Below are 22,934 nucleotides of genomic sequence, written 5' to 3'. Positions count from 1 at the left end.
CCGGCCGATCACCGGGGGAGTTTTTTCTGTGCCTGAACAGAAAAGCCCCGGCATCTTTTGCAGATACCGGGGAAAGTGGTTTACGTTGTGTAGTTTTTCGGCGCTTCATTATACCATTTTCGGGAATAGAATACAGCCTCGTAGTATCTCATGCTGTTCGGATACAGCCACAGGCTGATCTCCCAGTCCGGGGTCATCAGGGTATACTGGACGATCTGATAATGATTCCAGGTTTCATTTGTCAGGCCCCTGGTCCATTCTCCCTGAAGGTCCTCCTCCGGAAGCAGAACATAATTCCGTGCCCATTCGCAGGCGACAGCCTTCCGTGCTTCGTCGGTGCTTTCCGGAAAATCTGTGTCCCGGAAGCTTTCCCAATAGGGATAGAAGAGCTCCACGCGGCTGACTTCCGGGTTCTCCCCGGGGATCTGCAGCTGGGAGACGGACATATGGGAGGGACGCCGGCTCCAGGTTTCATTGGGGATAAACCAGTCAAGCATGAAGGCACATCCATAATAGTTCAGTCTTTCTTCGGTTGACTTATAGTATCCGCATGCTCCGGGGAAAAAATGATAACGCATGTCGCCCTCCTCATCTCTTGTTGCTTCCGGAAGACGATACAGTTTCTGTGCTGTTTCCAGGGCATCCTTTCTGAGAGAATCCGGAATATGTGCCTGTTTGCTTTCGGCCAGCACCGCGCCGGGGAGAAGCGCCAGCATCAGCATCATGGCCAGCAGGCGCTTCAGAATATGGGGGTTCCGTTTGTGTCCGATCATGGTCGAATCACTCCTTTCCGGTACAGCATACCGGAAGGGCTGTTTCAAAGTATTCAACACCGGGTAACAAAGCTGTAAAACCCGGACGGGTGTTTATACACAAAAAAACGGCACCCTTTCGGGTGCCGGAGGAGGAGTTGCCTCAGAAGAAATAGCCGTTTGCCAGCTTGTGGGATTCGATCAGCTTCGAGACGCGTTCATCAGTCAGGTCGGTATAGCCTTCCTTTGCAAACCAGTCAGTTATTTCGGTCAGGTCCGCATCGTCCAGGGTGTACCATTTCCGGGTATAGAGGTAACATTCGTCGGGCTGGAAGGTGCCTTTGGTAACCCACAGGCGGATATCCCACTGGTCCAGCAGCAGCTGGAGCTGTACCCTGTCCCCGGTGTCGCGGTTTTCGTCCACAATAACCCATTCCGCGTTCCTGACGGGAATCATCAGGAAATCCCTTGTCCATTGTTCGGCAGCCTCGATGGCGTCCGCGGACTGGATCTGATTTTCCATGCTGAAGTAACGCAGGCGGATACCGGACAGTTCAGGGGCTTTACCGGTTTCCTGCATGTGCTTTACTGCCAGCCATCCGCCGGGAACATCGGACTGGTTGTCTGTGCGGAACTCAAAGGTGTACTGGGTTACGTCCCTGGAGAAGAAATCCATGGAGGCTTTGGAAACTTTGGTATTCATGGCGGCAGTCGGAAGCTTGAGCAGGTCCATGGCGGACAGGATCGAGTTCTCCATGACAGCTTCCGGATCCGCGTCCCATCCGTCCAGTTCCGTAAAGAGGAAGGCGGCCAGTTCGTCATCCGTCATTTCCCGGTAGGGATAGAAGCGGAACAGTTTGGTGTCGGTTCCCCAGACCCGGCGGGTGGTTTTCTCCACAACCTGTACGGATACGCCGGCAATATCCTGCCTTGTGATTTCGCCGCTGAGGATCTTGTCCCGGAGGTTGTCCATCCGGGACTGTTCGTCACCGGAAAGAGACCGGGTTTGCAGTTTGTTGCAGTGCCGGCAGCAGTTCCGGCTGGTCAGGGAATCCGGATCAAAGGAGATTCCAAGTTCTTTAAAGGCGGAGAGCAGTGCCAGCAGGTCCTCGTCACTCATGGACATGCTGTCCGGCAGGAAGACATAGAAGGTTTCTCCATCAAAGTCTTCGGGATTCACAGTATAAACCGCTGCGCCTTTATCGGCATAGGGAATATTCACAACAGAAGGACCGTTGTAGCTCTTTTCCCCGGATTCAAGGGCGGCCATCAGGACGCGAACCCTTGCCAGTTCAGTGTCTGTCAGCCAGGGGGAAACGGTGTCAACGAAATGTGCTTCCAGGGGTTCGTCAGCGGTTTCCTCAGAAACGGATTCCCGGGTATCAGGCTGCTGGTCATAGGGCAGGTAGCTGTCGGATTCTTCGCTGCTTTCAGCGGAGGACAGTCTGCTGTAATCATAGTCCCTGAATTCTTTGGCCCACATGTAGCATACCGCGGGCTGCGCGTTGCTTTCATGGACCCAGAGGATGATCTCCCAATCATCGGTGTCCGCATACAGGTAGACGTTGTCGTTATCTTTGTGGTTGATCGTCCAGTTGTCCGGACGCTGAGCTTCGGGAAGCGTGAGCTTTGTCCGGGACCAGGTTTCCGCCGCGGCCAGGCAGGCTTCGGAGTTGTCTCCTGTAAAGACTTCGTCCGAGGGATAATTGACCCAGTATCTTACGCAGAAACCTTCTGTCCGGGGAGCGTTCCCGTCTCCCTCCAGCATCCAGACCTCGATGTCGGCCAGTTCTCCGGTCACAATGTTGCTGTAATTCTGTCCGGCGTCGTTTTCAAAGTACAGATCATACCGGTTGACCGTATCACCGGAAAACGCTGTCCAGGTGTTTGTCTCAATGGTCATCTTGGAATCTGTTACGGTAAGGTTATTGGGAAGCGGTACAACGCGGCCGGTTTCCAGCTTGGCGATGCGCTGAACGAGGATCGGATCGCTGCTCCACGCGGTGTGATCAGCGAACAGGAACGCGGCCAGTTCATCATCCGTCAGGCTTCTGTAGGGGTAGAAACAGAAGGGTGTATAGCCGGGAATCGAATCCGTGTAGAAGCAGGCGGATTCCGGGGTAATGCTGTCCTGTGTCAGGACGCCGCGGGCGATCATGTCCTGCAGGGTTGCCTTACGGGACTCTTCCTCCTGGGTAAGGTACCGGGTAACGCCGTTATAAGCCATGCGGGTGCAGTTCCGCTCATTCAGGGAATCCGGATCAAAGGAGATTCCCAGTTCCCGGAAGGAAGCAATCAGGGAGAGGATCTGCTGGTCGCCCATATTCTGGTTGTAAGGCAGGATAACGTAAAGGGTTTCACCGGCGAAATCCTTTGGATCCAGGGGATAGACCCCAACAGTGGTGTCATCCATGTCCTTGCGGTTTATGCAGGTGGGGATATCCTTCAGGGACAGGGTTCCGTTTTCAACCTGCTCCAGGAGCTCGTTGTACCTGGCCAGTTCGCCGTCGGACATCCTGGGCAGCTTATACTGGCTTTCCTCGGAAGTCGTTCCCCGTACGGGGAAGTACTGCTCATAGGGCAGGTAGGGCGATGCGGCAAAGAATGTGTCAATGTCGTCAGTATCGGTGTCATCCGCGGCAACCAGCCCGCTGATACCCGCGTCAGCTGTATCAGCGGCTGCTGTAACAACCTGGCTGTTGTTTTCCGTGGAAGAATAATCATCATAATTTAAGTCCCGGAAGGCCTTGGACCACAGATAGCATACCGTGACCTGCGCATTGTTTTCGTGGAGCCACACGACAAATTCCCAATCCTTGGTTTCCGCGCCAAGGTAAATCGTGCTGTCATCCCGGTGGTTTATCTTCCAGCTGTCCGGGAGCTGGTCTTCGGGGAGTTTGAGCTTTGTCCGGGCCCACTGATCTGCCGCGGCGGCACAGGCTTCGAAATTGTCGCCTGTGGTCACATCATCCGCGGGAATACTGACCCAGTACCTGATGCAGAAACCTTCTGTCCGGGGCACTTTTCCGGGTTCCCCAAGCATAAAGACATATACGTCGGACAGTTCTCCGATGACGTGGTCCAGGGAATAGTCGATAGCGGGGGGTGTCTCGAGAAACAGTTCATACTCGTTGACCATATCACCGGACAAAACGGGCTTCCAGAAATTTTCCTTTTCGGTTACCTTTGAATCTGTCAGGGAAAGGTCATCCGGAAGCGGGACAACAGCTCCGACTTCCTGCTCGGCGATCTGCCTGATAACGTCCGGGTTCATTTCCCAGGCGATATGGTCGGAAAGAAGGAACGCGGCCAGTTCATCATCGCTCAGGCTTCTGTAGGGGTAAAAACAGAAGGGATCGCAGCCGGGAATACTGTCTGTGTAGAAACAGGCGGATTCCGGGGCAATGCTGTCCTGTGTCAGCAGGCCGCGAGAGATCAGGGCCTGGAGCGTTGCTTTGCGGGATTCTTCCTCACGGGAAAGGAACCGGGTACCGCCGCTATAGGCCATACGGGTACAGTTCCGCTCGTTCAGGGAATCCGGATCAAAGGAAATGCCCAGGTCGATAAAGGAAGCGATCAGGGAGAGGATCTGTCCGTCGTCCATTTTCTGTTCATAGGGCAGGATGACATAGAAGGTTTCCCCGTCAAAGTCTTTGGGATCCAGGGGATAGACGCCGACAGTGGTATTATCCATGTCTTTGCGGTTCACACAGGTGGGAACACCTTCCAGAGACCGGGAACCGTCAGACAGCTCACTGAAAAGCTCCTTATACCTGGCCAGTTCGCCGTCGGACATCCGGGGCAGTTTATACTGTTCCGCCTCGGGTGTTGTTCCGCGCTCGGGGAAATACTGCTCATAAGGCATGTAGGGGCTGTATTCTTCCACATTCTGTGTGGAAGACTCTTCAGCAGGCGCGGCTTCTTCTGCCGGAACATCTTCAGTTGCCTGGGGTTCCTCTGCCGGCAGACTCTCTTCCGCCGCGGGAGCCTCTTCCGCTGCGGGAACCTCTTCTGTTGCCTGGACGGCTGCCGTGACCATTACGGTAGGAGTCACTTCCGGTGCTGTTTCCAGGACGTTTTCCGTAACAGCCAGGGCGGAGAAGGGAAGAAGGGTTAATGCCAGCATCGCTGCCAGCAGGGAGATACAAAAACGTTTCATGTGTTTGTGTTCGAACATGATCGAATCACTCCTTTCACTGACAGGATACCTGATCCGCTGTTTCAGAGTCTTCAACAGGATGTAACGGAAATGTAAATTCGATGGTGGTTCCTTTGCCGGGTGTGCTGTGGATATCCAGCTCCGCGTTGTGCAGTTTCGCGATGGAATCACAAAGGGTCAGCCCCAGGCCGGCACCGCCGGAAGCACGGGTACGGGCCGGGTCTGCTTTCCAGAATGGCTGTTTGCAGTGGGCCACTTCTTCGGCGGTCATGCCCCGTCCTTCGTCTGAAACCGAGAATCCGCATGGATTCAGTGTAACGCGCACAGGTGTCTCGGTTCCGCTCTTCTTGGCGTTGTTGACCAGGTTCCGCATCAGGTGGATGATGAGGGACCGGTCGGCTGTGACGGTGGTATCCTCACCGGACAGTTCCACATCCGGATGGACCGCCAGGGCTTCCTGTGCCATTTCCTTCAGGGAGAAGGTTTCCGTTTTCAGTTCTGCACGGTTCATCTGGGTCAGCTTCATCAGGTTGGCATCCATATCGGAAAGGCGCCTGGATTCTTTAACGATCAGGTCGCACATCTCATTCCGCATCTCATCATTGGATGTATCCTTCTGGATCAGCCTGGCAGCACTGACCACGGAGGTCAGGGGGGTGCGCATTTCATGGGCCAGGGCATCGATCAGCTGCTGACGCTGGCTGGACTGCACCCGCAGGGATTCCTCACGCTCCTCCACAGCTTCGTGCATGGAGATGAACCCGTTGGTGAGCCTGGCGATTTCATCCCGTTTTCCGGAAGGCTCCAGGCTGAGCTTTTCTCCGCTGCGGACCGCGTCGGCGGCGCGGGAAAGGATCCGGAGCCGCCGGGTGATCCGGCCGGAGATCAGCAGGGAAAGGATGGTAGCCAGCACAAGTCCGCCCACGCAGAGCAGGACACCGTAGGTGGTCTGCTGCCGGCGCATAGTATAGAAACCGGAATAATCAGATTTGGTGATCAGGGTGGTCCGGTTATCCAGCGGATGGATCACATACAGGGATTCGTCCGCGGAGGACAGATAGGTGGAGCGGGATTTGGCGTTCAGCAGGAAAACCGTCCGCTCTGTCAGGGGACCGGTCAGGGGGGTTCCGTCCAGGAAGACGAGGATGTCCAGCTGGGGAGAGCCAAACTGCTGGGCGATCTGCTGGGAAACCTGCATGACGATGTCATCGGTCTTATCCCGGCCACCGGTGGCGCTGCTTTTTCTCTGCTGGAGCTCCAGCATCATGACGCGTGAAATGGCGGCTTCCTCCCGCAGCGAGCTTTCCCGCGCGTTATCAACGGACAGGCTGAAGCTTTGGTTGATCTGCATGTATACTGATATAGGAAGAATGAGCAGGATCAGCAGCAGCATACCGCAGACGATCTGTTTTCTCATACATCCTCCCTGAAACGGTAACCAAACTTCACAAGGGTTTCAATGCGGTTGTTGCCGATTTTGCCGCGCAGGCGCTGTACATGCACGTCTACGGTCCGGGTTTCACCGGTGTAGTGATAACCCCATACGGCAGTGAGCAGGTCTTCCCGGCTCATGGCGGTCTTTCCGGCATCGATCAGTGCCTTCATCAGGTTGAATTCCAGCGTGGTCATGGATACGGGGACACCGTTTCTCCATACTTCACGGGTTTCAAAGTCGATCCGGAGATCACCGTTTTCATAAATATGGGTGTCAGGCCTGGATCGTTTCAGCACGTTTTCCACCCGGGCCAGCAGTTCCGCCGGCTCAAAGGGCTTGAGGATATAGTCATGGGCACCCATGCGCAGACCCCTGACCCGATCCGGCACGGCTGTCTTTGCGGTCAGGTAGATCACGGGGATTCCGGCTTTGATCAGGTCTTCACCCAGGGAAAAACCGTCCTCTCCCGGCATCATAATATCCAGAAGCACCAGCGCGGGCTTTCCTTCGCGCAGCGCGTCACGGGCACAGGCGGCGTCTTCCAGTTCTTTCACATCATATCCTGCCAGCTGCAGGTGCATTCCGGTCAGTCTCCGGATATTCGGTTCATCTTCAACAAGAAAAATGGTTTCCAAAGTCGTTCGTCCCTTTCGTCATAACGTTCCGAGGATATTGTATCATTACAGAGAGTGAATAGGTGTAACAAAACTGTAAATTTTGTAACAGCGGGACGGAAAAAGAAAGGACCGGTACCCGCGGGTACCGGTCCGTAACTGAGAAACTGTTTACAGGCCTTTGATCATGGCCAGGTCGCCGTAGAGGATGGAATCATCGCCCAGGGACGCGTTTTTGATCTCCACCGTGGAGCGGATCTGCGGCATGCAGTAGTGATCGACTTCCGCCAGGATCTTTTCCAGGAAAAGATCGCCCAGTGCCTCAATGACGCCGCCGCCGTAAAGAATCAGATCCGGGGAGATGGTGTTGATCATGTTGCCGGTGGCGACCGCCAGCCAGTGGCAGGCCCGGTCCACCGCTTCCATGGCCACCTTGTCTCCGGCTTCCAGGGCCTTTACCAGTTTCTTGGAACGGAAAACGCCGTCCTGCACCGCTTCGGCCATCAAGGTCTCCCGGCCGCGGCTGATCTGCTGGCGGATGTAGGCGCTCATGCCCTGCTTGCTGGAGAAAGCCTCCAGGCATCCGCGCTGGCCGCAGTTGCACAGCGGGCCTTCCGGATCCAGCACCATATGGCCGTATTCAGCGGCCTTGAACTGGTTGCCGGTGAACAGGGAGCCGTTCAGGATCAGGCCGCCGCCCAGGCCCGTGCCCACAAAGAAACCAACGATGTTTTTGTATCCGCGGGCCGCGCCGAAGTGGTATTCACCCAGCACACCCAGGTTCACGTCGTTGCCCACATAGAAGGGGACGCCGAACTGCTTGCGCATTGCGCCGGCCATGTCGTAATCCCGCCAGGGGAGGTTCGGGGTAAAGAGCACGATCCCGTTCTCCTGGTCAATGACGCCGGGGGCGCAGGAAGCGACAGCGTTCAGCTTTTTGCGGTCGATGCCGGATTCTTTGATCATCTCTTCCACCACGTCAATGATGACCTTTTCCACATCGGCGGAGGCGGAACCGCCGCTCTTGGAGCGCTTTTTCAGGCGGTAGATGATTTTGTCGTTTTCATCAAAGATCGCGCCGAGCACCTTCGTGCCGCCGACGTCCAGGCAGATGTTGTACTTTTCAGACATAAGCTCTTACCTCCAGTCACAACAATTCATAATTCATAATGAATAATGTAGAAGACCTCCCCGCCGCAGCGGGCCATTTTTAAGTTTTAAGTCTTCAGTTTTCAGTAGTTCCCGCCCGTGGGTGGATCTCCTACTTCCTACCTCCTGCTTCCTAACTCATGAAAACGCGTTTCAGCCACCCCAGCAGCCCGCCTTCAGCAGGTTCCTTTTCTCCGGCTTTCGGGGCTGCTTTGGTTTCGGGCTCTTCCTGCTTTTCCTCCAGGGATACTTTCCGGGTGCTGAAATACCGGTACAGCGCTTCCTGGGAGGACGTGCCTTCTCCGCCTTCCTCCCGGACGTAGGTGCCGTCCGGCTGCATGGTCCAGGATTTTTCCCTGTCATTCCGCAGGGCATCCAGGATCACGTTGAGCTGCTCCCGGGTATCCGGAGTCACGGCTTCAATAAAGGCTTCCACCCGGCGCTCCAGGTTCCGGTTCAGCAGGTCGCCGGAGCCGATGAACAAACGCTGGTCCGGGCCTTCGCCGAAACTGTAGATACGGGAATGCTCCAGCCACCGGCCGATGATCCCGCTGACCGTGATGTTTTCTGTCAGGCCGGGTACGCCGGCACGCAGGGAGCAGATGCCGCGGATGAACAGTTCTACCTTTACGCCGGCCTGGGAGCACTCGATAAGCTTTTCCATGACTTCCCGGTTGTTCAGGGAATTGATCTTGATGGCCACCCGGCCGTTCTCGCCTTTTTCGATCTCCCGGTCCAGCAGCTCCAGCACCCGGGGCTTGAAGCTCAGCGGGGCGATCCACAGGGCATGGGCTTCCGGCGGGAGCTCGCCGTTCTCCAGGGCAGCGAAGACTGCCTCGGCTTCCCGGCCCACATCCTCCCGGGAGGTGATCAGCGACAGGTCGGTATACTGCTCGCCGGTGACTTCGTTATAGTTGCCGGTTCCTACCTGGGTGATCCGGCTGAGGATCTTGCCTTTCTGCCGGGTGATCACACACAGCTTGCTGTGGACCTTCTGGTCCGGCAGGCCGTAGATGATACGACAGCCTGCTTCCTCCAGCATTTCGGAATAGTCAATGTTGTTCTGCTCGTCAAACCGGGCGCGCAGCTCCAGCAGGCACAGTACATCCTTGCCACGGTCAGCGGCGTAGGCCAGGGCCGCGGCAATCTTGCTGCTTCCGCTCATCCGGTACAGAGTGATTTTCACGGAAAGCACGTCCGGGTTGTCTGCCGCTTCGTAGATCAGGTCCACAAAGGACATCATGCTCTGGAAGGGGAAGCTCATCAGCAGGTCGTGCTTATCGATATAGGAAAAGTATTCCCCCTTCTTCAGGCCGAGATCCCGGGCGGGTTTCCTGTCCGGATAACGGAAGGAGGCGGGACCGCTGATGCAGGAACGGAAGGACAGGTCAAAGGGAACGGCCTGCGTGAATACACGTTCCTCCGGTACCCGCAGCTTCCGGATCAGCATGGCCCGGAACGGATCAGCCAGCTTGCCCTGGATACGGACGCGCACGGGCATTTCCCGTTTCCGCTTGCTCAGCATGCCGGACACCTTGTCCCGGAAATTATCGTCTGCCCGGTCCTCCATACTGGAGAAGAAGACGTCCGCGTTCCGCGTGACGTCCACAATGGCGGACTGAACAATGGTTTCCTTTTTCAGCAGCTGCGGCAGGAAGTGCCTTACCAGCGGGGCGGTCAGCACGATCTTCTGGCAGCCGTCGATCTCAAAACTCTGGTAGGCCGGAACACGGTGAAGCGGGATGATGCAGATCTTCTGTTCGGTTCCGCGGCCCAGGAAGGCGATAACGTTGGCCTCGCCGTTCCACAGGAAGGGCAGGGGCTGATCCGCCGGGATGATCTTCGGGAACAGCAGGTCCCGGATGTCACCGAAAAGCTTTTTGCTCATCAGCTCATCCACCTTGCTGATCTTCCGGAAGTCCAGCACGTCAATTTTGTTTTCGTGCAGTTCATCCCGGATACCCTTCCAGATATCCTCCATCAGCTCCTGCTGGTCCCGGGTGATCTGCAGGGCGGCAGTGATCTGCGCCTCCGGCAGCATACCGGAAACCGGGTCTCCGCTGTCGGGCGTCAGCATGGCCCGGTGGGTCAGGATACCGATGCGTACCCGGTAGAACTCTTCCAGGTTGGACTGGTAGATCATCAGGAACTTAAGGCGCTCCAGCAGGGGGACGTTCGGATCGGCCGCTTCCAGCAGCACGCGCCGGTTAAACGCCAGCCAGCTCAGTTCCCGGTTGATATAGATATTGTCGGGGGACAACTGCCCGTTATGCTTGTTTTTCTTCTCCCTGGATGACATAAATGCTCCATTCCTTTGGCTTTCAGGTTTTTACAGAGGGAATACATATAAGGTATATTTTATCTTATCATAGCATGGAATAAAAAGGAAGGAGAAAATACAGGCGGGAAAACGTGCAGCCCCTTGCGCGTCAATGGATTCCTGTGGTACAATCCACCCGGAACGAAGGATGGAAAGAAGACTGCGCCGGCGTACAGGGGTGCGCTGATGATGAAGCGCGCAGACGGAGGGTATCAATATGACAATACTGGATTTCGTAATGCTCCTGGGCGGGGTGGCGATGTTCCTTTACGGTATGTCGCTGATGGGTGACGGGTTGAAAAAGGTGGCCGGCAACAAGCTGGAGCTGATCCTTTACCGTCTCTCCTCCACACCGCTCAAGGGCATTTTGCTTGGTACGGGGGTCACCGCGGTGATCCAGTCCTCTTCCGCCACCAGCGTCATGGTGGTGGGCTTTGTCAACTCGGCCATGATGAAGCTGCGCCAGGCTATCGCCATCATCATGGGCGCGGTCATCGGCACCAGCATCACCGGCTGGATCATCTGCCTTTCCGGCATGTCCGGCGGCGGTTCCCCGTTCCTGGACCTGCTGGGCACGGAAAGCCTGGCGGCCATGACGGCTGTCGCGGCGATCCTGATGAAGCATATCTCCAAAAAACGCAGTGTGCATCACGCGGCGGATATCCTGATGGGCTTTTCGGTGCTGATGTTCGGCATGAAGACCATGAGCGGCGCCGTGTCTGTCCTGAAGGAGGACCCCGGCTTCATTTCCTTCCTGACGAATTTCTCCAATCCCGCGCTGGGCATCCTGATCGGTATTGTCTTCACCGCGGTGCTTCAGAGCGCCTCCGCTTCCGTTGGTATACTGCAGGCGCTGTCCGCCACGGGCCTGATGACCCTGGACGAAACGCTGCCGATCATCCTGGGTATCGCTGTCGGCGCGTCGGTGCCTGTGCTGCTTTCCGGTATGGGTTCAGCCCGGGACGGAAAACGCACCGCCTGGTCCTACCTGGTGATCGAAGTCCTGCGGGTGATCCTCTTTGCGACGGTGTTCTACGGGCTGAATGCTTTCATGCAATTTGCCTTTATGCATAACACAATGGATATGTTCTCCATCGCGCTGCTGAACACCCTGTTCAGGATATCCACGGTCATCGTGCTGGCGCCTTTTATCGGACTGATCGAAAAGCTGATGATCCGCCTGGTTCCCGGGAATCCCGCAGACGAGGAAAACACCCGGGATATGGACCGGCTGGAGGAACGTTTCCTCGCTTACCCGACCCTGGCTGTGGAGCAGACCCGCCTGACCATCAACAAAATGGCGGAGCTGACCCGGAAATCCATGGACAAGGCCATCGACCTGCTGGACAACTATTCGGAGGCAGGCTTTGCTGAAGTGGGAACCCTTGAAGGCATTGTGGACCGCTATGAGGATAAGATCGGCAGTTACCTGATGAAGCTGACCGGCCGTGAAATGACTGAGACGCAGAACAAGGCCGTCAGCCAGTACCTGCGCGCCATTACGGACCTGGAGCGCATCAGTGACCATGCGCAGAACATCGCGGAACGTGCCCAGGAACTGAAAGAAAAGAACATCTCCTTCTCTGACAAGGGAGCCAGGGAGATGAAGAACCTGACCGAGGCGATCACGGAAATCCTGAATATCACCTTTGAAAGCTTCCTCAATGACGATGTGGATGAAGCCTACCGGGTGGAACCGCTGGAGCAGGTGATTGACAAGGTATGCCGCAGGATGCGGGACAAGCATACCGCCCGGCTGCAGAAGGGCAAGTGCACCATCGGCCAGGGATATGTGTTCAATGACCTGATCGCGGACTTTGAGCGCGTCAGCGACCACTGCTCCAACATCGCCATTGTTATCGTGGATCTGATCAGCGACTCCCTGGATGTTCATGAGCTGACCGAATCCATCCATGAGGCGCATCCCCACCGCTATGAGGAATATATGGAGGAATACACCCTCAAATATATGCCGGGGAAGAAAGATAAGGACGAAAAGGACGAGAACCCGTGAGATCCATCAGAACCAAGATCACTATTCTGACCATAAGCTCAGTGATGATTGCCATCATCGTTGCGGCGCTGCTGGGAACCATGGCCATTCGCAGCATGGCTGACGAAAACGCGGAACGGACGCTTCATCTCCTGTGTGAGACCGGACAAAAGAACCTGGACGCCTATTTTGACAGTATTGAACAGTCTGTGGGGATGGTCGCCTCCTTCGCGGACAGCGACCTGAAAAACCTTGAAGAAGAAGAACTCAGGGCGCATGTGGACCGGACAAGGGACATCTTCGCGAAAGCCGCGAATCGGACCAACGGCGTCCTGACCTATTACTACCGTATAGATCCCGCTGTATCGGATAAGGTAAAGGGTTTCTGGTATACCAACCTGGACGGGGAAGGCTTTGCGGAACACGAAGTAACGGATATCACCCTTTATGATACGGAGGATACTTCCTCCCTGGTGTGGTTTACCGTACCGAAGGCCACAGGCCGGGCGCTCTGGCTGCCGCCCTATGTGACAGACAACCTGGATGTGCTGGTGCTTTCCTATAACGTTCCGATATACCTGCATGATACCTTTGTGGGTGTTATTGGTATTGAGATCGATTATTCCACCATGGCGTACCAGGTGGATCATATCCGCCTGTACACAAACGGCTATGCTTTTATCAATGACGCGGAGGGCATCATCATTTACCATCCGCGCATGACCCGGCAGGAGCTGGAGGAAGAGAATAAAAGGGAAACACCCTACGGCATGCTGGATGAGAGCGCGCTGATCCATTATACTTTCAACGGCGTGGCAAAACAGGCAGTCTGGCTTCCGCTGAGCAACGGCATGCGCCTGAATGTGACCGTGCCGCTTTCGGAGATCAACGAAGACTGGTACAAGTGGATCCGGGAGATCCTGATCATCCTTGCTGTCCTGCTGGTGCTGGCAGCTCTTGCCGCTTCGCTCCTGTCCGGCCATATCACCCGTCCCATCCGGGAACTGACCCGGGCGGCCGGGGAGGTGAACGCCGGGAATTATGACGTTGTGCTGGAAAGCAAAACCAATGACGAGGCGGGGATCCTGACCAAAGCCTTCAATAAGCTGATCACTCACCTGAAGGGATATATCCGGGACCTGAATGACCTGGCTTACGGTGATGCGCTGACAGCGGTGCGCAACCTGGGTGCCTTTAATCTGTTCATGAAGGATCTGGAAAAGGATGTGGAGGCGGATCCGGAGCATACGCCTTTCGCGGTCTGCTTCTTCGACTGCAATGATCTGAAGGTCATCAATGACCGGTATGGCCATGACAAGGGAGATATTTACCTGAAAGGCGCCTGCGCGACCATCTGCCAGGTCTTCTCCCACAGCCCGGTCTTCCGCATCGGCGGGGATGAGTTCGCCGCGATCCTGCGGAACAGGGAGTATGAACGCCGGGAGGAACTGCTTCAACAGTTTGACCAGCGCTGTTACGATCTGTGCGCGGTGAATAAGGAACCGTGGGAAAAGATTAAAGTGGCCCGCGGCATGGCGGTTTATGATCCGAAAAAGGACCAGAGCGTGGATGAGGTGGTCCGCCGCGCGGACCGGCTCATGTACGCGAATAAAGAGGAACAGAAGAAATAAAAAGAAGGCTTTGGCCTTCTTTTTATTTCAGTGAAATTTGCCCTTCGGTCCGCTCTGCAAAAATGCAAAATTTTGCAATTTTTACATCATTGTTACACATATTATGCTCAAACCATGGTACAATCTTTACCGGAATCCCCAAAAACCGTTTTGCGGAGGAAGGAAGAAAGACCATGAATATCAGGTATAAAAAGACGAAGATATTTCTCGACGTAATCCTGTGGATTGCCACAGCTGTACCTTTTGTCCTGCTGATCGCTGAATGTGTCCATTCCTTCCGTAACGGCATTGGTTCAGGACCTGACAGGACATATGGAATGCTCGCGTTCCTCGATACGCTTTGGCAGGGACTGCTCAACGGCGGTATGATCTGGCTGCCCCTGCTGATGCTGACCTTCATCTTCACGATTTACATTACACACAAACCTGAAGCCAGAGATTAAATAAAGCCGTGGAACATCTGTTCCACGGCTTCAATGAAATATTTGCCTACGGCAAATGTGATGATTACTCTGACTAAATCTCCGATGCTTTCGCGGGCCATGGGGACGGTTCGGCCGGCCCTATGGGCACATGGGCCGGTGGAACCGTCCCCGTGGCACTGCAGCCCGGAGCTTAACTCTCAGAAACAATTCTGAATTGTTGAGGAAGCATCCACGCTTAAGCGTGGTAAATGCTTCCCATGCTACAGCTGTCCAAATCTTTGATTTGGGTAACGGCGATCGCAGCATTCTTAATTCTTAATTATCTACTCACCCATCCCGTGAAGTTGCAGCACTCGCAGCCTTCCCCCATGCAGCAGCCGCAGATCATGCGGTTGTTTTGATCTGCCACCTTTGTTCTCACACTGGGCAGGGTCTGGGTGCAGGCTGGTGCTTTGTCAGAAAAGAGATACATCTGCAGTTCCTGCCAGGCTGTGCCGTCTTCCGTCATGCCTGCCTGCCGCTGGAAAAGGGTAACCCGCTGCGCTGTTTCTTCGGTATAGCGGTTGGTCAGGGCCGCGTTGCCGCGGATATAACCCAGCTCCTTCAGGCGTTTCTTCAGGGCGAGGACGTCATCTCCCTTATCGCCCTTCTGCAGCACCCGGTAATCCAGCAGGGAAAGATCCGCTTCCCGGAACATAACCAGGAATTCTGTCATGCAGTATCCGGTCTTGTTGTTCCAGCTGACCTCACACCATTCGCCGTCTTCGCTGTTAACCAGGATGCAGGTGCCGTTGGGTATCTCCCCGATGACTTTTCCTTTTTTGTCGGCGGTCTTCCGCATTTTCAGGGAACCTTTTTCCGTAGTCACTTTGGCCGGAAAACCTTCGGCTTTTTCTTCCCCGCAGGCAGGGAAGCAGACCATCCCAACCAGCAGCACAACCAGTGCCGCCAGCACTACTAATCCTTTATAATTTTTCATTGTGCATTTTTCATTGTTTATTCGTAATAACTTCCGCTTCCACCAGATGCAGGTAGCTGGTGCCTTCTTCCACATAGATCTCCAGCCGTCCGGTAACGGTGATGTCCGCGCTGTCTTCCAGGAAATGATCCGGGTCTTCCGGTTCAATGGCAGGAACAAACTCCATCCCCTGCATGCAGCAGGCGGTGGCATCCGGAACCACGCAGGCGTAATACGAAACGCCGGTGGAAGGCTCTCTGTAATAGCTGTAAAGTCCCCGCAGCCGGATGACCTTTCCGAGATACTGGCCGGGATCAAACTGGATATTGTACATCTCAGCATAGACGATGGTGCTGCTCATCACGGACAGGTCCAGGTCTACGGAAACCGGGGATTCATTCGCGCAGCCCGTGTACAGCGGCAGCAGGCAGATGCATAGGGCGAGCAGGATGGAGAGTGTCTTTTTCATTGGGCAGTCCTCCTTTTCAGTGCGGAGATGATACAGCAGGCCAGGAACGCGATGATATCGGCGGCTACGATGGTGGAACCTACGGGGGTTCCCGCCAGAATGGAGACCAGCAGACCCGTCAGCGCGCAAAACACCGAGAGCACTGCCGAGCATACCGTCACGGAGCGGAAACTTTTGAAAAGCCGCATGGCGGACATGGCAGGGAAGATGATCAGGGCGGAGATCAGCAGGGACCCCACCAGGTTCATCGCCAGCACAATGATCACAGCTGTTACCGTGGCGATCAACAGGTTGTAAGCGTCCGCCCGGGTGCCCGCGGCACGGGCAAAATCCTCATCGAAGGTAACAGCGAAGATCCGGTTGTAGAACAACAGGAACAGGATGATTACCGCGATGGACAGGCCGAAGCAGAGCCATACTTCAGCAGGTTTGAGCGTCAGGATGGACATGGATCCGAAAAGCGTGGTGCAGACATCTCCGGCAAGATTGCCGGAGGATTTGAAGAGGTTCAGCAGCAGATAGCCCACAGCCAGCGCGCCGACGGAGATCATGGCGATGGCCGCGTCTCCTTTGATGCGCGTGTGCTGCCCTGCGCGCAAAAGCAGGATCGCGCAGATCACGGTCACCGGCAGGACAAAGAGCATGTTGCTTCCGATGTGCAGTACGCCGGCAATGGCCATGGCGCCGAAAGCCACATGGGAAAGTCCGTCCCCGATATAGGAGAAGCGCTTCAGAACCAGGGTCACGCCCAGCAGGGAGGAGCACAGCGCGATGAGTACCCCAACGATCAGGGCGTAGCGGACATAGGCAAAATTCAGGTACATGAGGATGGTATCAATCATGCGGGATCACCCTCCTTTGCCTGCAGCCATTCTTCCTTTGTGCCGCAGAAGACGGTTTTGCCCAGGGAAAGGATATGTGTGGCGTCCTCCATGGCACCCGCCAGGTCGTGGGAGATCATCAGAATGGTGACACCCTCCCGGTTCAGCGCCCGGATCAGCGCGTACATTTCCGCGGTGCCGTTCGGATCCAGGCCGGAAACCGGCTCGTCCAGGAACAGCAGCTTTTCTGTGGCGCAAAGAGCCCGGGCCAGCAGCACACGCTGCTGCTGGCCTCCGGACAGTTCACGGAAACAGCGTTTTGACAGGGCTGTTACGCCGGTTTTTGCCATGGCTGCCTCCGCACGGGCTTTTTCAGCGCGCGGATAGAAGGGCCGCCGGTTCAGGCGGGCCTGGCAGCCGGAAAGAACGACCTCCCTGACCGTGGCCGGGAAATCCTTCTGTACGCCGGTTTGCTGGGGCAGGTAGCCGATACCGCCTTCCCGCAGGCCGTCGCCGAAACGGATCGTTCCTTTCAGCGGCTTCTGCAGGCCGAGAATTGTCCGCATAAGCGTTGTTTTTCCCGAACCGTTTTCCCCGATGATGCACAGGTACTGGCCGGCGTCCACAGAAAAGGACAGGTCCTCCAGGACGATGTGCCCTTCGTATCCGAGCCGCAGCCGGTCACAGGTCAGTTGAGCCATTCTGATTCCTCCGTCAGTTCAGCGCTTCCTTCAGCGCGTTCAGGTTTTCCTCCATCATGGACAGGTAGGTGATGCCGTTTTCCACATCTTCCGCGGTGACGGATTGCATGGAGTTCAGGGTCAGCACCTTCCGGTCTGCGGCATTTGCCGTGGAAAGGACAGTGTCAGCGATCTTCCGGTTGCCGCTTTCAATGGTCAGTACGGCAGGCAGGTTCAGTTCGCTGACCTTGTTCGCCAGGAAGGCGATGGTTTCAAAGCTGGCTTCCGATTCCGCGGAGCAGCCGGAGAAGGCAGCGAAATAGGTGAGGCCGTAATCGTCGGTCAGGTAGCGGAAGGGGAAGCGGTCAGCGAACAGCACTGTTTTGATGGCTGCGCTTTCGGTCATGGCGGTGTACTGGTCATCCAGAGCCTTCAGCTGTTCATCATAGGCGGCGGCGTTGGCCCGGAAGGTTTCCGCGTGGTCGGGGTCAATACCGGCCAGGGCTTCGGCGATGGCGGCGGTCAGCTTCCGCGCGTTGCGCAGGCTGAGCCAGACATGCTCATCGTATTCTTCCTCTTCTTCATGGTCATGATCGTGGTCATGCTCTTCTTCATGATCGTGATCCTCTTCGTGATCTTCATCATGATCATGTTCTTCCTCATGATCCTCGTCGTGGTCGTGCTCTTCGTCCTCATGCTCATGGTCATGCTCTTCCTCTTCATCGTGGTCATGGTCATGATGATGTTCATGCTCCATGCCCTCGACGGTCTCCTCGATCTTCAGGTCTTCGCCCATGGCTTCTGTCAGACTGATGGAAACCAGATCGGGATTCATGGCGGATTCCAGCACATCCTCCACCCACTCGTCGCTTTCACCGCCGACATAGATGAACAGGTCCGCGGTGGAAATCGTCATGATATCCTGCGCGGAAGGCTGGTAGGAATGCAGATCCACGCCGTTGTCCAGCAGCAGGACCAGGTTGGTATTTTCGTTTTCGCCGGCGATCTGCCGGGCCCAGTCATAGATGGGGAAGATGGTGGTCACAATGGTCAGGGGCTTGCTTTCAGCCATGCCCGCGCAGGGGATCATGCCGATGAACAGGAACAGGGAAAGCAGAACCGCGATAAACTTTTTCATATTGAATATTCCTCCGAATTGATATGATGAACTGTTTTCAGGCATAACAAAACAGGAACCCCAAAAACGCCGCGGATACCCTGAAGGTATACGGCTCCCTTTGGAATTCCTGCCTGGAATTCAGTTAATCATTCATCCGGATCTTCCGGCTGACCGGCGTACCGGCACTGTGGCCGTATCCGGTTTCCGGAGCATGGAAGGCGGACCGCGCAGCAGTAAACACAGACCGCAGCAGCATCACGGCCGCGATCAGGCAGAAGGAGCGCATCAGCGCGGTGGTCATGGCGATCATTTCGCAGACCGGGCAGTGCTCCCCGCAGCAGTCATGATCCGCTTCCCGGATCAGGAAGGCAGACGAAACAAGCAGCATCAGCACAAAACCGATGCAGAACAGCAGCGCGCATCCGCGTTTCCGCGTGTTCATCCCTGCCTTCCCCCTTTCTTTCCGTTATTCTATCATAGCTGTCAACACCATACGTGTAAAAGCGGGTATCTTTTTTGTTCCGGTACTGTAACAAACCGGCTTTCCAGACGTATTGTGTATAACAGGTTTTCATCAGGAGGAGGCGATCCGGTGATCAGGCGTCACTGCAGGACGCTGCTGAAGGTTTACAGCCGCCGGCAGCGGTCCGCGTTTGCCGCAAAGGTTCTTCTGTGGCTTGGCGCGGCGGCGCTTTTCATACTCCTTGCCGGCCGGGTTGATCAGGCAGTTCGGCAGTATTGTGAGCAGTACGGGGAAGGCATGGTCCGGGGCATATGCGGCTTTACGGCGATGTTCCTGCTGTTCGCGGCGGTCATGGAATACCGGCATATTGTAACTGTTTCTTATCCTGATAATGACTTTTTCTTTTATCAGCGCTGCGGATTCAGCTGCCGGCGGTACAGGATGCTGCGCCTGCTGCAGGTGCTGCCGGTCGGTTTGCTATCCCTGTGGCTTTCCTGCCTGCTGTGTTTTCCCCTGATCAGGACAGGCGGCGGACGGGCTTTTTTTGCGGCAGGGTGGCTGGTATTGCTTTTTGCCGCCTGCGCCGCGTCGGATCATTCCGGAAAGCGGAGGGGACGAACCGGCCCGCCGGACGCGGTCCGCACGGTGCTGCTTCGCAGGGGCCGTACCGGGGCAATGCTGGCTTTTGCTTTTTCGGGAGCGGGAAAGGGAATCCTGTTTCTCCTGCTGGCAGGCCTGGGCATCCTGCTGGGCACACAGACGCCCCGGGTGCTGCTCGCCTGCTGGCCGTCCGCCTGGCTGTCCTATTATTTTGCCATCCTTACAGTGGAAGATTACGGAAAGCATGCCGGGTTTAACCAACAGCTTCCCCGTACCTACGGCCGGCTGATCCGGGACGACCTGAAGCTGTCTGCTTTCTTCTGCGGGGCGGTGCTCCTGGCGGGCGGGACGGCGTTTATCCTGGTACACGGCCTGTCCGCGGAAGCCGCTGCCGTGCCGGTGCTGATGGGACTGTATGCCCTGTCCAATCACGCGGCGATCTATTGGCTGCTGGAACCGATGCTACCGGCGGAAAAGGTGACGGATACCTTTGCGCCGGTGCTTGTCCTGCTTGCTGTACTCCAGGTGATCCCGGGCGTTTCGCTGCTGCTGGTTATTCTGCAGTGGAAACGGAAACGCCTTGTGATGAAACAATCTGTTCCGTGGGGGAGAAGAACATGCTGAAGATAGAGGGAATAACCAAAAAATACGGGCAGTCCGGTGTGGACGCTGTTTCCTTCTGTGCGCAGGAAGGAACTGTTACCGGGATCGTGGGTCCCAACGGAGTGGGCAAAACGACGCTGCTGCAGTGTATTGCCGGAATTCTGGAACCGGATGCCGGTCAGGTGTCATGGAACGGGCAGCCGGTGGTATATCCGGCAGGGGAGCTTTTCGGGTACATGCCGGAGTTTCCTGCGGTTCCCCGCTTCCTGACACCCCGGCAGACAATTCTGTATATGCTTCAGATGAAAGGCCTTCCTGCCGGAAACGAAAAGGTGGAGGCTTTGCTGGAGACCTTCCAGCTTTCCGGCTTCGCGGACAAAAAGAACAGGGCTCTTTCCCAGGGTATGCTGAAGCGTGTGACCATGTGCCTGGCTTTCCTGGGAGAGCCCCCGGTGCTGCTTCTGGATGAACCGACCAACGGTCTGGACACCTCGGGCCTGCTGATGCTCAAGGACCGGATCCGGGAAGCGCAGGAATGCGGGGCGGTCGTGCTGATCTCCAGCCATGTGCTGGATTTCCTCAGCAGCATTAATACGCAGACAATGTTCCTGAATGGATCGGAATGCAGGACGATTGACCGGGATTCCGGGATATCGCTGGAGGAGGAATACAGGAAATATTTCGGGTTATGACTCCTGCGGTACAGACACGATCAGGCCGGTTTTCCTGCTTTCGGCAGGGAAACCGGTTTTTGATTCGTTTGTATCAGAGGAGGTGATTTTGAATGAATAAACCCGGAAGAAGGTTTTATGCCGGAGTGGCAGTCTTTGTTCTTGTATGTTTGCTGGCGGCCGCAGTATCCGCGTCCGGACTTGTTTTTTCCGCCAGGGCAAAAGCGCGGAGCGCGGCGGAAAAAGCCCTGTATGACCGGTACGGGATCACCTTTGACATGCTGTCCTATTTCAACTCGGCGTTTCATGAAAACGGAGACGGTACCGGAACAATGTCCTATGAGGGCCTGGAGGACATGGCCTTTGTACTGGGACGCTACGATGTCCGGGTGAAGGATGACACCGTCCTGGACGTGACCTGGAGCCATGACGGAGAGGATACGTCAAAGGGTTTTGAATCCGCTGCCTGGGGAACGGAACAACTGAAAGAAATGGTGGAGATAAACCGGGAAATCTGGTCCATGGAGGGCTTTACGCCTTATATTGATAAGATCAACGCGGAAAACGGATTCGTTTTGGAAGAACAGCCGATGCCGGAGGTGGATGATGAGACTTTCATGAACGCCAAACGGCAGGCTCGGGATCAGTCCCGCTATTCGGCGGAAGAACTGGACCGGATGATCCTGGAAGCGGCTGCAACGCAGTACCAGCTGACCCCGGAACAGGCAGGAATGATGACATATGACGAGGTTGAGGATCCCCTGATGTCCTACGGAATGGAGGATGACGGGACTCCGTGTTACTGGCGGACGCTGTTCCTGGTTCAGGATCCCGATCCGGAGAATCCCTATGACTTCCATGATAACCCGACGGAAAAAGACGGAACCTATTATGTGATCATCAATGTCCGGACCGGTGTGATCGAAGACGTTGAATATGATACCGGCGTGGGCGGGAACGGATAATCCCTCCGTGGATGAAAACCGGGGGAGGGAAACATACTTATGAAAAAGATACTTATCCTGTTCAGCGTTATCACGCTTTTGCTTTTTGCCTGCATGGCGGCGGGCTGCGGGGAGGATCTGCTGTCCGTCGGGCTTCCGGATCATATCCGGCTGGACGGGAATATGATCGTGGAAAATGTGGACAAGCCGCTGTATGAGTATGAGGCGGTACTGAAGGACTTTTCCACATACAGGCCGGAAGACTGTCATAACGGCCGGATCATTTCAACAGATCATTATCAGTCTGAAGAAGGCGCCTGGGATGATATTGACTATTACTTTTATGAAGACGGCTATACGCTCACTGTTTCAGGAGAATCGCTCACAATGGGCACGCGGGACTATGAACGATATTCGCAGCTGCTAACTTATCTTGATGGCGCGGAAATCCCTGCAGAATCCCTGCAAACAACGCCTTTTCCGCTGCAGGACGCGCAGGAACGGAGCAAACAGATCCTGGAAAAACTGCATGTTGGCGGTCTGGTGCCTGAACAGGCCGTACCGCTGTCCGGTGAGACCATCCGTGACCTGACGAAAGAAATGAAGGATCGCTATGCCGGTATGAAACTGTACTGCTTTGATTCTTTTCCGGATGGGATCGGCGCGTGGTATCTTTCGTTCCGGCAGGAGATCGGAGGCATTCCGGTCGGGATCAGTCCGCAGGTCAGGATCGTACTGACAAAGTCCGATATCGCTTATCTGGATATGGGCGGGCTTATTGAAAAGATCAGTGATGGTGTTCCGCAGGAGGCAAAAGCGCTGGCTGAGGATGCTGTCCGGCGGTTTGCTGACGACCATGCCTCGGTTCATCATGAGTATGGAGAAACCCTTACGGTGAACCGGATCGCACCCGTGTATTATATGGAGCCCGGGGAAGGGGAACCGTCTGTTCCAACGGTACGCCTGTTTCCTGCCTGGCATGTTGAAAGCCGGAGAACAATGCATTTCCGTACGCAGGTCAAGCAGGAAAGCCTGTCGGAAGTATACCGTATTCCGGACGGAAAGAAATATCGATAGGCAGAAAGAATAACCGCCTGTGATCATTGAGTAAACAAGCCATCGGTTTT

The 22,934-nt window shown here is 55.6% G+C and carries 19 protein-coding genes; 7 read left to right on the top strand and 12 right to left on the bottom strand.

Going from position 1 to position 22,934, the window contains the following annotated elements; translation table 11 throughout:
* Positions 1 to 80: 80 nt before the first annotated feature.
* The 6 genes from JYE50_RS11070 to ppk1 all read right to left on the bottom strand — a co-directional run bounded on the left by JYE50_RS11070 (position 81) and on the right by ppk1 (position 10,408).
* Positions 81 to 773 carry a hypothetical protein gene (locus tag JYE50_RS11070; RefSeq protein ID WP_084097208.1) on the bottom strand — a complete coding sequence of 231 codons (693 nt, stop codon included), beginning with the start codon at positions 771 to 773 and terminating at the stop codon, positions 81 to 83.
* 142 nt (positions 774 to 915) lie between these two features.
* Positions 916 to 4,929: a hypothetical protein gene (locus JYE50_RS11065; RefSeq protein ID WP_084097207.1), complete on the bottom strand. Its 4,014-nt coding sequence runs from the start codon at positions 4,927 to 4,929 to the stop codon at positions 916 to 918.
* A gap of 16 nt (positions 4,930 to 4,945) precedes the next feature.
* Positions 4,946 to 6,328, bottom strand: a complete 1,383-nt coding sequence (locus tag JYE50_RS11060; protein WP_084097206.1) for a sensor histidine kinase — start codon at positions 6,326 to 6,328, stop codon at positions 4,946 to 4,948.
* The gene (locus JYE50_RS11055) at positions 6,325 to 6,981 is read right to left on the bottom strand and encodes a response regulator transcription factor (protein ID WP_084097204.1); all 657 of its coding nucleotides are present in this window, start codon (positions 6,979 to 6,981) and stop codon (positions 6,325 to 6,327) included. The genes JYE50_RS11060 and JYE50_RS11055 overlap by 4 nt, the downstream gene beginning before the upstream one ends.
* Before the next feature lie 150 nt (positions 6,982 to 7,131).
* Positions 7,132 to 8,091: an ROK family protein gene (locus JYE50_RS11050; RefSeq protein ID WP_084097202.1), complete on the bottom strand. Its 960-nt coding sequence runs from the start codon at positions 8,089 to 8,091 to the stop codon at positions 7,132 to 7,134.
* Positions 8,092 to 8,242: 151 nt separating this feature from the next.
* Entirely contained in the window at positions 8,243 to 10,408 is a 2,166-nt protein-coding gene (ppk1, locus tag JYE50_RS11045) for a polyphosphate kinase 1 (RefSeq protein ID WP_084097200.1), read from the bottom strand.
* 238 nt (positions 10,409 to 10,646) lie between these two features.
* Here ppk1 and JYE50_RS11040 point away from each other — a divergent pair, with 238 nt between their 5' ends.
* The 3 genes from JYE50_RS11040 (at position 10,647) to JYE50_RS11030 (ending at position 14,496) form a co-directional block, all read left to right on the top strand.
* Complete coding sequence (locus tag JYE50_RS11040) at positions 10,647 to 12,443, top strand: Na/Pi cotransporter family protein (RefSeq protein WP_084097198.1); 1,797 nt, start codon at positions 10,647 to 10,649, stop codon at positions 12,441 to 12,443.
* The gene (locus JYE50_RS11035; protein ID WP_084097196.1) at positions 12,440 to 14,053 is read left to right on the top strand and encodes a sensor domain-containing diguanylate cyclase; all 1,614 of its coding nucleotides are present in this window, start codon (positions 12,440 to 12,442) and stop codon (positions 14,051 to 14,053) included. Before JYE50_RS11040 ends, JYE50_RS11035 begins: the two co-directional genes overlap by 4 nt.
* Positions 14,054 to 14,226: 173 nt before the next feature.
* Complete coding sequence (locus JYE50_RS11030) at positions 14,227 to 14,496, top strand: hypothetical protein (RefSeq protein ID WP_084097194.1); 270 nt, start codon at positions 14,227 to 14,229, stop codon at positions 14,494 to 14,496.
* A 301-nt stretch (positions 14,497 to 14,797) separates the two neighbouring features.
* On the opposite strand, the gene JYE50_RS11025 is transcribed toward JYE50_RS11030, so the two are convergent.
* From JYE50_RS11025 to JYE50_RS11000, 6 genes are all read right to left on the bottom strand, one after another.
* Positions 14,798 to 15,457, bottom strand: coding sequence for a peptidoglycan-binding protein (locus tag JYE50_RS11025; RefSeq protein ID WP_179138445.1), 660 nt, complete (start codon positions 15,455 to 15,457; stop codon positions 14,798 to 14,800).
* Positions 15,458 to 15,467: 10 nt separating this feature from the next.
* Complete coding sequence (locus JYE50_RS11020; RefSeq protein ID WP_179138444.1) at positions 15,468 to 15,905, bottom strand: hypothetical protein; 438 nt, start codon at positions 15,903 to 15,905, stop codon at positions 15,468 to 15,470.
* Positions 15,902 to 16,747, bottom strand: a complete 846-nt coding sequence (locus JYE50_RS11015) for a metal ABC transporter permease (RefSeq protein ID WP_084097190.1) — start codon at positions 16,745 to 16,747, stop codon at positions 15,902 to 15,904. Before JYE50_RS11015 ends, JYE50_RS11020 begins: the two co-directional genes overlap by 4 nt.
* A complete protein-coding gene (locus JYE50_RS11010) occupies positions 16,744 to 17,427 on the bottom strand; it encodes a metal ABC transporter ATP-binding protein (RefSeq protein ID WP_084097188.1) in 684 nt (227 codons plus the stop codon). Before JYE50_RS11010 ends, JYE50_RS11015 begins: the two co-directional genes overlap by 4 nt.
* A gap of 13 nt (positions 17,428 to 17,440) precedes the next feature.
* On the bottom strand, positions 17,441 to 18,544 hold the full coding sequence (locus tag JYE50_RS11005) for a metal ABC transporter substrate-binding protein (RefSeq protein WP_084097186.1): 1,104 nt from the start codon (positions 18,542 to 18,544) through the stop codon (positions 17,441 to 17,443).
* A gap of 124 nt (positions 18,545 to 18,668) precedes the next feature.
* The gene (locus JYE50_RS11000; RefSeq protein ID WP_084097184.1) at positions 18,669 to 18,968 is read right to left on the bottom strand and encodes a hypothetical protein; all 300 of its coding nucleotides are present in this window, start codon (positions 18,966 to 18,968) and stop codon (positions 18,669 to 18,671) included.
* Positions 18,969 to 19,118: 150 nt separating this feature from the next.
* Between JYE50_RS11000 and JYE50_RS10995 the strand changes: the two genes are divergently transcribed.
* From JYE50_RS10995 to JYE50_RS10980, 4 genes are all read left to right on the top strand, one after another.
* Positions 19,119 to 20,213: a hypothetical protein gene (locus JYE50_RS10995; protein WP_084097182.1), complete on the top strand. Its 1,095-nt coding sequence runs from the start codon at positions 19,119 to 19,121 to the stop codon at positions 20,211 to 20,213.
* Positions 20,207 to 20,884, top strand: a complete 678-nt coding sequence (locus JYE50_RS10990; protein ID WP_084097180.1) for an ABC transporter ATP-binding protein — start codon at positions 20,207 to 20,209, stop codon at positions 20,882 to 20,884. Before JYE50_RS10995 ends, JYE50_RS10990 begins: the two co-directional genes overlap by 7 nt.
* 92 nt (positions 20,885 to 20,976) lie before the next feature.
* Positions 20,977 to 21,828: a hypothetical protein gene (locus JYE50_RS10985; protein ID WP_084097178.1), complete on the top strand. Its 852-nt coding sequence runs from the start codon at positions 20,977 to 20,979 to the stop codon at positions 21,826 to 21,828.
* A gap of 39 nt (positions 21,829 to 21,867) precedes the next feature.
* Positions 21,868 to 22,884: a hypothetical protein gene (locus JYE50_RS10980; protein ID WP_084097176.1), complete on the top strand. Its 1,017-nt coding sequence runs from the start codon at positions 21,868 to 21,870 to the stop codon at positions 22,882 to 22,884.
* Positions 22,885 to 22,934 lie beyond the last annotated feature (50 nt).

Origin of the sequence: Aristaeella lactis (genome assembly GCF_018118585.1) — a bacterium.
Taxonomy (GTDB): Bacteria; Bacillota; Clostridia; order Christensenellales; family Aristaeellaceae; genus Aristaeella; species Aristaeella lactis.
Note: the sequence above shows the minus strand (reverse complement) of the source record. Positions and strands in the feature narration are given on the sequence as shown.